The sequence below is a fragment of the Mesotoga sp. UBA6090 genome (assembly GCF_002435945.1).
Lineage (GTDB): Bacteria > Thermotogota > Thermotogae > Petrotogales > Kosmotogaceae > Mesotoga.
On sequence record NZ_DIXC01000020.1, the window covers coordinates 1 to 13,431 of the forward strand.

The window sequence follows — 13,431 nt, forward strand, 5'->3', positions numbered from 1 at the left end:
TCACTGGAGTTACGAATATTGCTCTCGAAGGTATTATGCTCATGGGAGCGTTTACCTCTATTGTTTTCACCCTCCTTTCAGGCAATGCGTGGATTGGAGTTCTGATGGCAGTGATTATTGGAACAGGGTTCACCTGGTTCCACGCCTGGGCTAGCATAAGGTGGTCTGCAAACCAAATTGTCAGTGCCACTGCCCTTGTAATAATTGCCCAAGGGACAACGTCCTTTTTGATGATTCCAATATTCGGAAATGAAGGCCAGACTGATTTCATTGGTAGAGTTGCGTATCTGGAAGCCGGTTGGCTGAAGGAAATTCCTTTCATTGGGGATATTTTCGGTTCTATGAGTCCTTTTACCTATCTTGCAATCATCTCCGTAGCGGCGAGCTGGTTCCTGATGTACAAGACACCTCTGGGACTGAGAATGAGAGCCGTTGGAGAAAACCCAGAGGCCGCTGATACGCTTGGAATAAACGTATTCAAGATAAGATATTTCGGGGTTCTTATGAGCGGTGTCTTTGCCAGTCTTGCAGGAGCTTTTCTATCTGTTGGAGAGCTCGGAAGGTTTGTTGAGAATATGATTCATGGAAGAGGGTTTATTGCTCTTGCGGCGATGATTCTGGGCAACTGGAATCCAGTGGGCGCGATGTGGGCCGCGATTTTGTTCGGAGCAGCAGAAGCGATGAATCTTCAGCTACAAAGCAGTTCGATCGTTTCGGTATCTGCAAGTGTCAAACCACTTTTCAACATGCTTCCTTTTGTCGTTACACTTATAGTGGTGGGCGGTTTTATTGGGAAGACAAGATCCCCGGCAGCTTCGGGAACGCCTTACGAAAAGGAATCATGATAAAAAGGAAGAGGCCCCTCGCGGCCTCCTCTCCTACGCCATCCTTAGTGCCCGCTGAAGTCGATTAAGCGTCTTATTTCTTCCAAGAAGAAATATAACATCTACAAGTTCGGGCCCTTCTTCGGTCGATGTAAGGATATACCTTAAAGTCATGTAGAAACCCTTTCTATCTGGTTTCATCTCTTTTATGATAGCTCTAATAGTCCCGACTATTTCATCATTATTCCAGGAATCGAGATATTCTACTCTATCTTTAAAGGCTTCAAGAGCCCTGTAAACTCCCTTTTCGCTATCATTGGATGGACTGAAAGGAGTCAACTCAGGGTCGTCGAAATACAACCTCATTTTCTCGGGTACTTCAGAAAGTGTCTCAACACCTTTTCGAACAGAGTCAATAGCTCTTCTTAACCATTTTCTGTTTGCAACAACCTCTTCTGAAGTCATAAGATTCGATTCCACAATGAAGGGGATTGTCAGATTCGTTATCCTGTCAAGATCGGTCTCTCGAATGTAAACCCCATTCATCCACCTTAACTTGGCATCGTCAAAGATCGCCGCGCTTGTATTGACCCTTTCAATAGTGAAGCTTTCAACTATCTCCTCATGCCGCAGAATCTCTTTCCCATCCGGATGCGACCAACCCAACAAAGCAAGAAAATTGAAGAACGCTTCAGGCAGAAATCCCTTTTCTCTGAACTGCTCGACCGAGGTATCGCCATGCCTTTTGCTGAGCTTCTTACCATCAGGTCCGAGAATCATAGACACATGGGCGAACGAGGGTATTGGAACCCCAAAGGCTTCATACAGAGCCAGTTGCCTCAGTGTATTTGAAAGATGGTCGTCTCCTCTTATTACGTGAGAAATCTCCATCGAGATATCGTCGGCAACTACAGCGAAGTTGTAGATTGGCTGCCCGTTGGAACGCATGATCACGAAATCACCTATCGCCCCCTCTTTGAAGACGACTTCGCCCTTTATCTTGTCCGAAAGCAGGTACTCCTTGCGGGGCATTTTGAAGAAGACAACAGGATTCAGCTGTCTTGATTCAAATTCCGATACTCTATCGGCCGAATTGAAGGACTCTAGCATCACTTGATCGTAGTGTGGAGCTTTCCCTTCAGAAAGAAGCTTGTCGTGCAGTTCTTCTATCTCCTCCGGATAAGCGTAAACCTTATAGGCCAGACCCCTTTCAAGGAGATCTCTGACCATGTCTCTGTAAATCTCTCCCCTTTCACTTTGCCTGTACGGTCCAAAAGCGCCACCGACATCTGGTCCCTCGTCCCATGTAATGCCCAACCACAGAAGTGCTTCCATCAGTTGTTCTTCGAACTCCTTCGTAGATCTAGAAATATCTGTATCTTCAACTCGTAGAACAAGCTTCCCTGCATAGTGCTTTGCGTACAGATAGTTAAAAAGCGCAGTTCTTGCTCCACCGACATGAAGAAATCCAGTAGGGCTGGGAGCAAATCTCACTCTAATCATCACAATCACTTTCCTTTCCAAGAAAAGCGAGCAAAATACCTGAGATCGTTTTGCTGTCAGTTATCTGCCCGTCGATTATCATTTCGATTGCCTCTTTGGTGTCAATCACAACCGGTTCCACAAACTCACCCACATCGGGACTCGGATCCTGAACCCTTTCAACTTCCGAAAAATAGATGTGTATTATCTCATCGGAAAAACCAGGCGAAGTCTCAATCGTTGCCAGTTTACGCAGATCTTTCGGAATGTATCCCGTCTCCTCCAGTAACTCTCTTCGGGCACATTCTTCAGGACTCTCGCCTGCATCCAGTTTTCCTGCCGGAATTTCGAGCGTAGACTTCTGAACCGGGAAACGGAATTGCTTGACAAGAAGTAATTTGCTTCCGGAAACCGCAACAATTGCCACTGCTCCGGAATGCCTTACTACCTCTCTAGATGCAGTGCTTCCATCCTGCAAAGTTACAGTATGCTTCTCAAGTTTGAGGATTCTGCCAGAGAAGATTTCTTCCTTCCCAGTTGAAAGCTCCATCTTACTTCTCCATCTCGAAATGAAACGGCAGTAGCTCATAGGAGGTTGTCCTGACAATCCTTTCATCTCCTACAAGAATTACTTCGAAGTCGCCGAATTCCACCATGAACTGTCTGCATGCGCCACATGGGGAGGTTGGCTCCTTCTGGTTGCTTACTATGGCAATGCTCCTGAATTTCCTGTAACCTTTTGAAACTGCAGATACTATTGCCGCTCTTTCTGCACACATGGAGAGTCCGTATGAACCGTTCTCCACATTAGTTCCAACGAAAACCTCCCCCTCCACTGTCAACAGTGCCGCTCCGACCGGAAATCTCGAGTAGGGGGAATATGATCTATCCTTTGCCTCAATAGCCTTCTGTATTAGTGCTTTCTCCTCTGAAGTTTCTTTCATCAACGCCCCTCCTGTCAACATTGAGTCTGATCTTCTCTACTTTATTCTTTCCAGCCGCAAGGATTTCGAAAGTGAAACCATTTACGATTATCTTTTCTCCCACTTCTGGAAATCTCTCAAGAACTTCAAGCAGGTACCCACCTATTGTCTCAAATTCAGTATTGGGAAATGGCTGTTCCAGTTCTCTCTCTATATCATTAATCGGAGTCATTCCATCAACAATATACTCATTTTCACCAAGTCTCTCTATCATCATCTCTTCTGACTCCTCATCGTACTCATCGAGGATCTCGCCTGTGAGTTCCTCTATAACATCTTCCATGGTGATTATTCCTGCCGTTCCTCCATACTCATCAATGACCACCGCAAGATGATTTTTCTTCTCTCGGAATTCTCTCAGCAGATCGTCGACTTTTTTCGTTTCGGGCACGAAATACGGAGCTCTCATTATCTCTTCAACATGAATATTCTGAAGAACGTTATTGTCCTTTCTTTCTAGAATGAAATTCAGCAGGTCTTTGGCGTAGCATACGCCAACGATTCTATCAATGTTCTCCCTGTAAATCGGATATCTCGAATAGCCTTCTGATTGGACAAGTTCCATCAAATCTATTAGCGGCTGTTCTTCCTCCAGCGCCTCGATCTCTACTCGAGGAGTCATTATCTCTTTTACTGAGATGTCTTTCAATTCCAAAGTTCTCTTCATTATCATTCTTTCTTCCGATTGGAGTACTCCCTCTTCATGACCGGCATCTACGGCAGATCTTATCTCGTCCTCAGTAATAAATGGTGCGAAATCGGCCTTCTTTCCCCCAACAACTACTATGAAAAAATTCGAGATGTGTAATAAGAGCCACAAGAGAGGTTTCAAGATCACAGTGATTACAGTGATTACCGTTATCATTCTTCTGAAGAATCTCTCTGAATTCTCACGTGCGAAAATCTTCGGAGTTATCTCTCCAAACACCAGAATGAGAAAAGTCATGATTCCTGTAACAAGCGCAGCGGCAATTCCAGCCGAATTATTCGGAAGAAGTCGAAGTGCAATTAAAGTCGCGAGTGACGAAGAAAGGATATTTACAACATTGTTCATCACAAGTATGGCTGTAAGAACTGAATTCGGGTTATCGATAAAGTATTTCACCGACCCGCTGAAGCGCTTTTCTTTGCTATCCATAAGATCGCGTAGTTTCAATTTGCTCATGGTCATGAGAGCCGTTTCTGTTCCAGAGAAGACGCCCGAAAGGTAAAGAAGAAAGCCAAGTAGTACTAAATTCAATAAGAGCGAAACAGGATCCCCGCTACTAGTAGGGTCTTCCACTTCTAATTTGCACCTCCAGATCAATAATGATACGGTCTGTTGTCCAGAATGGTGAATCCCCTGAAGAGCTGCTCCAGAAGTACGAGAACAGCCATTTCATGAGTAAATGTCATTCTTGACAAAGACAACTTCTGCCACCCTTTAGAAAGAACCTCTTCACTAAAACCTAACGGTCCTCCGATGAAGAAAGACAGACTACTTACTCCTATATTTTGCCACTTTTCAAGCATTCGTGCAAACTCTTCTGATGAGTATTGTTCTCCCCGATCGTCAAGAAGGACAATTGTGTCGTACGGGCTGGCAATTTTCAGATACCTTTTTCCTTCTTTCTCTTTAACCTTTTCCCTCTCCCTAAGGGTTTTGCCACCCAGCGGGAAACACTCAAGATCAACTCTTGCAAAGCTCGTAAGCCATTTTCTGTACTGTTCGATCCCTTCAACGATAAAATGCGACTTCGGCTTTCCCGTAACAACAACCTTTATATTCATCTTAGCCTGTTCCCGTTCTTAATTACACCTTCTACAAGATCCATGGAGAAATTGTAGACTATTTCACGATAATCTTCTGCTCTTATTAGCACCATATCTGCATCGTATCCAACCTCAAGCCTGCCCTTCTTATTCTCAAGGCACAACGCCTTTGCACTGTTCGCAGTATAGGCATTTATAGCCTCTTCAACAGAAAGACCACAACGAGAGACCGCCAGGAAGATAATGAAAAACGGATCGAATATATTGCAGGAGCCCGGATTAAAATCCGATGCTATCGCTACTATTGCCCCGAGATCTATTAGTTTCCGGCCTTTGGCAAAAGGCTCATTGAGAAAGAATGAAGTCCCCGGAAGAAGAGTAGCCACTGTCTCACTTTCTGCCAGAAGGGCTAAAGTCTCATCGTCAGCCGAAATGAGATGATCTGCCGAAATAGCTCCCAATTCAACTGCCAGTCTTCCTCCGCCTGAGGCTGAAAGTTCGTCAGCATGGAGCTTCACTTTGAAACCCTTCTCTTTTGCCTTCATCAGGTATTGTCTGGACTGATCTTCGTCGAAGACCCCGTTCTCACAGAAGATATCTATCGTGTCTGTTAGTCCCACCAGATCATCGAACATTTCTGCCATTAGATCCAGGAATTCTCCTGCTGATCTATACTCTTCAGTTACTGCATGAGCACCCAGAAAAGTTGGAACAACATCGACCGGATGAATGGAATCTAGTGCTCTCAAGACCTTCAACTGCTTAAGCTCATTTTCCCTATCCAGACCATATCCACTCTTCCCTTCAACCGTTGTAACACCGAGTGAGAGCATAGAATCTAGAAAATCTAATGACTCGGCAAGGATTCTTGTTGCCGAAGCCTTTCTGACCTCTTTTACGGTAGATCTGATACCTCCGCCGGCGTTCATTATATCCATATAGCTCTTCCCGGAGAGGCGCATAATGAACTCGCCGCTCCTGCTTCCAACAAACGGGATATGTGTGTGACAGTCAACGAAACCCGGGATGACAACGGATTGCCTGCCGTCAATGTACTGGTCAGCCTTCACGTATTCCTGGCCGACGTAAGATATCTTTCCTCCGTCTATAGCGATGTTCACATCGTGCTTTATCTCGAGAAAAGACATCTCTTTGCCCCGGAGCGGGCCAGCCTTTGGAGGAGATGCGACCTGTCGAATATTCAGAATAGCGAGCTCGGAAGGCATTTTTATTTATCCCTATCTGCGATGAAGTCCAGCACCCTTTTCTCGAGAATCGTAGAACATGAGAACTTTTCCAGTCTTAAGTAGTGCTCAGCAACCTCGGCAAGCGCTTGTAAAGGAGTAAGACCGACGATTTCGGAGCCAACGATCGGAACACCGTATCTCTCTGCTTCTGACTTTATTACTTCAAAAACCCTAAAGAGAGGCGTCTTTTTGTAGTTCGTCATGTTCATCGAAATCTGAACAATGTCTCTGTCCTCTAGTCTGAACCCAAGAGCTTTCACGTAGCGAAATCCTCCGCTTATATGCCTTACTGATCTAGAAATTCTGTCTGCAATCTCGATCTTATCAGTTCCCAAATTAACGTTGAAAGCAATCAAGTATTCTCTGCAACCTATAGCGACCACTCCCGCAGACGGATGAATCTCTGAAGGACCAAAGTCGGGTTTCCACTGCGCGCTTTCAATCTTCGAAGCAAAATTCTCAAATTCCCCTTTTCTGATGTTTGAAAGACTTACCCGTTCAGGTAGAGATGCAGAATCCTCGTACAGGTAAACGGGGATCTTAAGTTCCTCTCCTACTTTCTTTCCAAGTTTCTTTGAAAGCGTAACACAATCTTCTTTCGTCGTATTCATGACTGGGACGAGAGGAATAACATCGGTTGCACCCATTCTTGGATGTTCACCGGAGTGGTTTCTTAAATCGATTAACTCCTCCGCCTTTTGAGTCATGTTGAACAACGCAATCTCTACTGCTTCAGGTTCTCCAGTTATGGTAACTACAGAACGATTGTGATCTGGATCACTTGAATAATCAAGAACCCAAACGTTGTTTACCTTCCTGGCTTCCTCAACAATCTGCTCAACTACGTCCAGTCTTCTACCCTCACTGAAATTTGGCACTGATTCTATGAGTCTCATTAGTACCCCCTCACAATCTACGACTCTCTACGTTCTTTGTCATATTCAACCCCTTCAGTTGTGTAACTATGAACTATTCCTAACTCGAGAGCAAATATCATCGACGATGATCCGCCGTAACTTACAAAAGGCAACGGGATCCCAGTAACCGGCAGGAGTCCCAGATTCATTCCTACATTTTGAACCACGTGAAAGGCAAAAACTGCGAATATTCCGCTAAGAACTATTCTACCAAACTCGCTTCCGGTTTTTCTTGTGATCGACCAAATCCTCCACATCAGGAGCAAATACAAAGCTAGCAGCGAGACGGCTCCGATGAAGCCCCACTCCTCACCCAAAACCGAGAAGATGAAGTCGGTGTGATCTGCTGGAACGTACCCGAACCTGTTCATAGTTCCCTGAAGCATTCCGGTGCCCTCGAGACCGCCGGAGCCAATTGCCCTGATTGCCTGTATTGTATTATAAGCTGCCCCGGAGGCGTACTCCTCGGGATGAAGGAAGCTCAACAGTCTGTCTCGCTGGTAAGGTTTGAGGCCGAACATAAAGACTATTGGCACCAGCAAAGCGATAAGAGCGGTCATTGCAATCATTAGCTTATCGTATTTCTTACTGACTAAAGTCATGAAATACCAAATGACCATAACGATAATAGTCGTTCCCAGGTCGGGCTCCAGATAGATCAGCCCAACGAAGGCACCAGTAACGAGCACACCCAGAAAGAAAAGTCCATACTTGCTCTTCCCTTCTCTGGAGTAAATATATCCAAGGAAGATTATTACGGAGAATTTTGCGAGCTCAGATGGTTGAAAACTGGCAATGCCAAGGTCTATCCATCTTCGAGAACCTTCAACCGGAGCCAGGTATAGAACTGCGCCCAATGTGACAACAGAGAGAAACACCAACAGAAAGGAAATACTCTTCCAAAAACCTCTCTTGACTACGTAGGCAGTAAAAACGAAAACCGCGCAAGAGAGCAGAACCCATACTAGTTGCCTGCCGAACAGGTACTCCTCTCTATCACCAAAAGTGGCACTGTACAGCACTATGAGACCAAATATCATCAGAGAAACCATAATTGCCGGAAGCAAGAACTCAACTCTGCGCTTCATATACTCTCCTCTCAGTTCAATATGATTATATAACTTCTGAATCTCCTTACGCATTACAGCCTTCATTTGGCTATAACGGTAGATATGTAGTCTTTGGGTTCACTTTGTCTTGAAGGCCAACAAAAATGTATAATCGAACCGGAGACGTCTCATTGATTCAAGATACTCCACGAGAGGAAGAGACCGAAGCTGGACAAGCAGATGATCTAGAAGGAGAAGTGAGGTTATTATGAATGTGAGAGAGATTGCTGAATCAAAGGATAAAAGGAAGCTTTCCATGGTTTCCGCATACAGTTACTTCGAAGCGAAATTCGCCGAAGAGGCGGGGATAGACATAATAGTGGTTGGAGATTCTCTAGGAACTCTTGTTATGGGGAAGAGGGATACCCTATCTGTTACGATGGACGAAATGATCTGGTCTCTAAAATCAGTTCGCCGAGGTTCAAAGAACGGATTTATTGTTGCAGATTTGCCCTTCGGTTCCTATCAGTGTTCTACAGAAAGAGCCGTTGAGAACGTCGTGGCTTTTTTGAGGCATGGAGCAAACGCAGTGAAGATTGAGGGCGGGTTCGAAACGGCCGATCTAATAAAGTATCTGGTAGACAGAGGTTTCCCCATAATGGGCCACATTGGCATCACTCCTCAGCATGCCAGTTTGGTTGGGGAGTACCACGTTCAGGGAAGAGACGAAAAGAGTATAAAAAGGTTAATTGAATCTGTAAACGATCTTGAAGAAGCCGGAGTCTTTGCCATACTTCTCGAAATGGTCGTTGAAGATGTAGCAAAGAGGCTAACGGAGGATACTTCTGTACCTACCATCGGTCTCGGGTCAGGGCGATATTGTGACGGGCAGTTTCTTAGATGGCATGATCTTCTGGGAATCAACGACGAATCGAGACCAAGATACGTTAAGAGATTTGCAGACCTGAAATCGGAGATAATCGAGGCCCTCTCGAATTTCGATAAAGAGGTTAAGTCAGGTACCTTCCCCGACGAAAAGAATGCCTTTGAGGGCGCCGAAGAAATCTGATGCTCCTTGACATTTCTTAACTGTCTGGAGAGGCAGGCCCTAATATGATGGTTGGAGAGAACGTGATTTCTTTCTCTGAGATAGACTCCACAAATCGATTCGCTGTTGATAACCTGGACAGGCTTCCTTCAGGCACAGTAGTCTGGGCTCTAGCGCAGACGGATGGTTACGGGAGGCACAAACGAGTTTGGCACTCGAGCAGAGGCGGATTGTGGTTCTCGATAGTCTTCAAACCAACATTGATTAGGGAACCAAATGAATATACGAAGATTGCTTCCGTCGCTATTGCTGAAACTCTTCTCCAGCTTGATTTCAAATCTGTAAGGATCAAGTGGCCAAATGATGTTCTGATCGACAACAGGAAAGTCGCCGGAGTTCTCACCGAGGCGGTATTCACGGGCAGATCGCTTAATGCCATCGTAGTAGGTATGGGCATCAACGTCAACAATGAAATGCCCGATGAAATTAAGCAAACCGGCATAAGCTTAAGTGCCGTGAAAGGAGATCACATATCACTTGAATCGCTTCTAGACAGGCTTCTTAAGAGAATAGAGTTTCTCAGAAAGACCTACCTTATCAGAGGAAAAAGCAGATATCTCACAAGACGCTGGAAGAAATACCTCGCTTTTGCGGAGAACGATAAGATAACTGTATCCCTACACAAGGACGACAAAGTCACTGGTATAATTAAGAGCATTACTCCTTCATCATTGTTGATCGAACAAGAAAGCGGGACAGTCATAGAAATCAAGTCAGGGGAGGTCATTCTCTAATCTCCTGAACAACCTTCGACCCGAAATCTTCAGTCACCTTCACAATTAGCGTTCTGTTTGAAAACCTTATAGAGACGATATCATAGGGTCTGACTTCAGAAGATGGTTTTGCCGGAGTATTGTTTCTTAATACGTAACCCTTTTCAATCGCTCTTTTTGCAACCACTCTTCGTTTAATAATTCCATTTGCTTTCAAGTATTTGTCTATCCGCAAGCCGAATCTCCTATGAGTATACACTTGACTAACTTACTCGAAATAGGTATAATTATGTCATCGAGATGTTCTTGCCCCCGCCACTCCGCTAGGTGCAGGGGCACTTTTTTTACATGATCACTATTAAACTTCTCACTCCACCCGTCTCTTCCAAATATTGGCTGTTTAGAAGAACTCCGCTTTCAATTTCGAGACCCATAAGACCTGTCAAAATGTACCCGGAATCGACAAATAACCTGGCAAATCCCTCCATTCCTGCGAAACCCAGAAGCTTGTTATATGTAACCAATTCGGAGACAATTACTCCTTTCTGAAGCGCCTCATTGGTTCCAGTCTGATTCTTTGATGAAACGTATAGCCATCCGTCCTGGATCCAGATATACTGCCCTTCCACTAATAGGCTGTCGTTGGAAACCAACACTTTTAGATTCGGTTCTGCCTCCTCTATCATGGACTTAATTTTATCTAATGTGCCTCTGTAGGAGGCTCTCACAACGTAGGAGTAGCCAGCTGAGTCTGTACTTTCAGTTGTCATTCCCCCTGTACCCATTAGACTTGCAAAGATATCATCTACCGAGATATTGGCATCGATCATGATTTCGCCGTTCATATCTTCGGACAACTCACTAATGCTTAGATTACCGATTTTTAGCGCCTCCAAATCCAAAGGTATCAATCCCATTTGCTCAACATCTAGATCAGAAAGAAATGAGAAGTTATTAATTTTCACAGATCCAGAAGCAAGAGGAAGATGGCGACCGGCTTCAAGCCCTGAGACGGAGGCTCCGCTAAGAATCTCCGAGAACTTCTCCCTACTTTTTTCTGATTGCGGTATAGAAAGAAACTCTGCTATTAGAACTTCTTCGTCATTCCATATAGAACCTTTCTGAACACTATCTCCCGTTGCAGAATAGAAGTAACCAAAGCCAGGAGAAAGGTCTGCCATGACCAAAGTGAGGTCGAACCCCTTTTCAGCAAGCGAATAGGACTCAATATCACCTATATAGAGATACTCTTGATCTACAGCAATATTCAATTTCATATCTGAGGGCAGCAGCTGTGGAAGGACTTTTTCGATGGCAGTCTTCAGTGTTTTTGGATTTTCAATCGGACCAAAAACAGCGACCAAACGATCCTTGCCCTCTGAGTCGACCCATACAGCCAGCCCAAAATCTCCGTCAAAAACCTTGTATATATCCTTGGGATCGAGACCGTTGTTGTAAGCTAGCATTTCGACGTACTGGGCTATCAGCTGCTCTATAGCAAGCTGGTTAAGAACCATATCCATGAGAACGGTTTGCTTTGTCTCATCGTAATTCTCTTTCAGATTCTCAACGACGAGAATACTATGAGACTCTGCAGGGAGTCTATCAGCCATAGAATAAACGTTGGCAAGTGTCAAAGACCCGATGATTAGTAAAACGAATACTATAAACCTCTTCATTTATGCACCTCCAAGATCGCATTCCAGATTTCGAAGTAAAAACTGGCGAATCTGTTCTTACTGTGATTCTACCACTTGACGCAAACTAGATGAATCCTGCTTGTGATCTTTTCGAGAAATTTGCTTCATCACTCCAGTAAGAAATGACTTAGAGGTTTTGAGTCATCTCGAAAGAGTATAATAGATGCGAAAAGAAGTTGCGAAGATTTTGATTGAGTATCAGAAAGGATTGAAGTGAGGGACTTTACTTGAGATTTATTAGACTTGTGCAGAACGATCTTCTTCTCATTTTGAAATCAAGGGCCTTCCTTCTAGTGCTGGTGTTACTGCCAGTACTACTGGCGTCAATCTCCGCTATAACTTCTGACACTGGTGGTTATTCCGATCTAAGAATTGGAATTATTAACGAAGATAAGACTTTCATAGGGCTTTTCTTCATTCAGTATGCCAATTCAATGATTAAGGGAGAGAATATCATACAGTTGTCTGGCAGGGAGGAAATCGATTCAGTAATAGACACACTGGACGGTGTCTTCATAATCCCTAGGGGATTTGCGAACAAACTTCTCTTTCAGGAACCTTCTGAGCTAGTTTTCATACCAAATCCCGGCTCTATGCAGACCGCAGTTGCAGTCTATCAGGTCTTGAGTAATGTATTGAGGGAATTCAAGGCTCTCCCCGTGGTGGCGGATCCCGAATTCATGAAGACCGTAGATATTGATCCAAATTATGTGGCTCCTTCTCTTACAGTGGAAGGGATTTCTGAATCGAAACTCAGTTTCTCTTCTCTTCTCTTCCCAATAGTGCTGGTTACAACGATAATGTTTATGACATCAATAGGTGCTGCAACAGGTATCTTTGAAGATAGAAGAAACGGCGTAATCGACCTTCTGAGACTTTCAAATATCGGGTCAATAGAGTATATAGGCGCTAAGGTAGTAAGCTTCATGTTGTTCTCGACGGCACAGGTCCTGATATTCATGGTAGCTGGAAGGTTTTTTGGACTGGAAGTAGCATCCAACGTACTGCTCTATTTGGCAGTAATAGAGGTGTATATCTTCTTGTTCACATCTCTCGGTTTACTGATAGGCACCGTTCTCAATTCCTCGAGGAGCGCTCAGCTAACTTCTATATCAATCGTTACGACCTTGCTTGTTCTGAGCGGAATTCTTGTTCCCCATTCGATGTTTCCCGACTGGCTTGAATCTTTCAGTAGAAACCTGCCGACAACATCCCTTCTGGTGCTCCTCCAGGGAATTTCAATGCTTGATTTCAGCCCTTCCCAGGCGGTTATCCCTTGTGTAGTGAATCTATCAATCGCAGTCGTGATAACGATAACTGCCGGCCTCATGTCAATGAGAGAGGATATCTCACTTGCAGACTAGATCTTAATCGCAATACGTAATGCATCATAATTAAATCTACTCAAGAGAGAGTTAATGCATCAAAATAGAATCTACTCGAAATCGAATTGAAGGGAATTAAGAACACCTCCCTTTGACTTAGATTTTAGTATTTGTATGTCAACCAATAATTCCTGAGAATGTGCTATATTACTCTTTAGTTTGTATAAGTCTAGGGCTTCGTGAACCTTGCGAAGCTCATCTTTTTTTGTACAGTCAATCCAGGGAGAGTTAAGCCCTCTTTCATATGGAGTAGCGAACTTGTCGTATTTCT

General features: G+C 44.3%; 14 protein-coding genes and 1 pseudogene. 4 read left to right on the forward strand and 11 right to left on the reverse strand.

The features are described 5' to 3' along the window. Positions 1-845, forward strand: an 845-nt coding sequence (locus B3K42_RS03375) for an ABC transporter permease (RefSeq protein WP_292596839.1), incomplete at its 5' end; no start/stop codon positions are given. 33 nt (positions 846-878) lie between these two features. On the opposite strand, the gene gltX is transcribed toward B3K42_RS03375, so the two are convergent. Genes gltX through B3K42_RS03415 form a run of 8 tightly spaced genes read right to left on the reverse strand, consistent with a single transcriptional unit; the run spans position 879 to position 8,293 of the window. Further along, positions 879-2,327, reverse strand: coding sequence for a glutamate--tRNA ligase (gltX, locus tag B3K42_RS03380; RefSeq protein ID WP_292596841.1), 1,449 nt, complete (start codon positions 2,325-2,327; stop codon positions 879-881). Beyond that, entirely contained in the window at positions 2,320-2,856 is a 537-nt protein-coding gene (locus tag B3K42_RS03385) for an NUDIX hydrolase (RefSeq protein WP_292596842.1), read from the reverse strand. The genes gltX and B3K42_RS03385 overlap by 8 nt, the downstream gene beginning before the upstream one ends. A gap of 1 nt (position 2,857) precedes the next feature. Beyond that, positions 2,858-3,250, reverse strand: a complete 393-nt coding sequence (locus B3K42_RS03390) for a cytidine deaminase (RefSeq protein ID WP_292596844.1) — start codon at positions 3,248-3,250, stop codon at positions 2,858-2,860. Further along, on the reverse strand, positions 3,204-4,571 hold the full coding sequence (locus B3K42_RS03395) for a hemolysin family protein (RefSeq protein WP_292596846.1): 1,368 nt from the start codon (positions 4,569-4,571) through the stop codon (positions 3,204-3,206). The genes B3K42_RS03390 and B3K42_RS03395 overlap by 47 nt, the downstream gene beginning before the upstream one ends. Before the next feature lie 20 nt (positions 4,572-4,591). After that, positions 4,592-5,059 carry a 23S rRNA (pseudouridine(1915)-N(3))-methyltransferase RlmH gene (locus B3K42_RS03400; protein WP_292596848.1) on the reverse strand — a complete coding sequence of 156 codons (468 nt, stop codon included), beginning with the start codon at positions 5,057-5,059 and terminating at the stop codon, positions 4,592-4,594. Further along, the gene (hutI, locus tag B3K42_RS03405) at positions 5,056-6,267 is read right to left on the reverse strand and encodes an imidazolonepropionase (RefSeq protein ID WP_292596850.1); all 1,212 of its coding nucleotides are present in this window, start codon (positions 6,265-6,267) and stop codon (positions 5,056-5,058) included. Before hutI ends, B3K42_RS03400 begins: the two co-directional genes overlap by 4 nt. Before the next feature lie 2 nt (positions 6,268-6,269). Then, on the reverse strand, positions 6,270-7,184 hold the full coding sequence (ftcD, locus tag B3K42_RS03410) for a glutamate formimidoyltransferase (protein WP_292596852.1): 915 nt from the start codon (positions 7,182-7,184) through the stop codon (positions 6,270-6,272). 17 nt (positions 7,185-7,201) lie between these two features. Then, on the reverse strand, positions 7,202-8,293 hold the full coding sequence (locus B3K42_RS03415; protein WP_292596854.1) for an FtsW/RodA/SpoVE family cell cycle protein: 1,092 nt from the start codon (positions 8,291-8,293) through the stop codon (positions 7,202-7,204). 229 nt (positions 8,294-8,522) lie between these two features. Between B3K42_RS03415 and panB the strand changes: the two genes are divergently transcribed. Both panB and B3K42_RS03425 read left to right on the forward strand, forming a co-directional pair. Next, positions 8,523-9,323: a 3-methyl-2-oxobutanoate hydroxymethyltransferase gene (gene panB / locus B3K42_RS03420; protein WP_110989860.1), complete on the forward strand. Its 801-nt coding sequence runs from the start codon at positions 8,523-8,525 to the stop codon at positions 9,321-9,323. 44 nt (positions 9,324-9,367) lie between these two features. Then, on the forward strand, positions 9,368-10,096 hold the full coding sequence (locus tag B3K42_RS03425; protein WP_110989859.1) for a biotin--[acetyl-CoA-carboxylase] ligase: 729 nt from the start codon (positions 9,368-9,370) through the stop codon (positions 10,094-10,096). On the opposite strand, the gene B3K42_RS03430 is transcribed toward B3K42_RS03425, so the two are convergent. Next, the gene (locus B3K42_RS03430) at positions 10,086-10,310 is read right to left on the reverse strand and encodes a S4 domain-containing protein (protein ID WP_110989858.1); all 225 of its coding nucleotides are present in this window, start codon (positions 10,308-10,310) and stop codon (positions 10,086-10,088) included. The genes B3K42_RS03425 and B3K42_RS03430 overlap by 11 nt on opposite strands. Positions 10,311-10,419: 109 nt before the next feature. Further along, positions 10,420-11,754 carry a hypothetical protein gene (locus tag B3K42_RS03435; protein WP_110989857.1) on the reverse strand — a complete coding sequence of 445 codons (1,335 nt, stop codon included), beginning with the start codon at positions 11,752-11,754 and terminating at the stop codon, positions 10,420-10,422. A 248-nt stretch (positions 11,755-12,002) separates the two neighbouring features. On the opposite strand from B3K42_RS03435, the gene B3K42_RS03440 reads away from it, so the two are divergent. After that, positions 12,003-13,139 (forward strand): ABC transporter permease, encoded by a 1,137-nt coding sequence (locus B3K42_RS03440; RefSeq protein ID WP_110989856.1) that lies wholly within the window; start codon positions 12,003-12,005, stop codon positions 13,137-13,139. 71 nt (positions 13,140-13,210) lie between these two features. Here the strand turns inward: B3K42_RS03440 and B3K42_RS03445 are convergent. Then, positions 13,211-13,431: pseudogene (locus tag B3K42_RS03445) on the reverse strand (ISNCY family transposase); the annotation flags it as partial.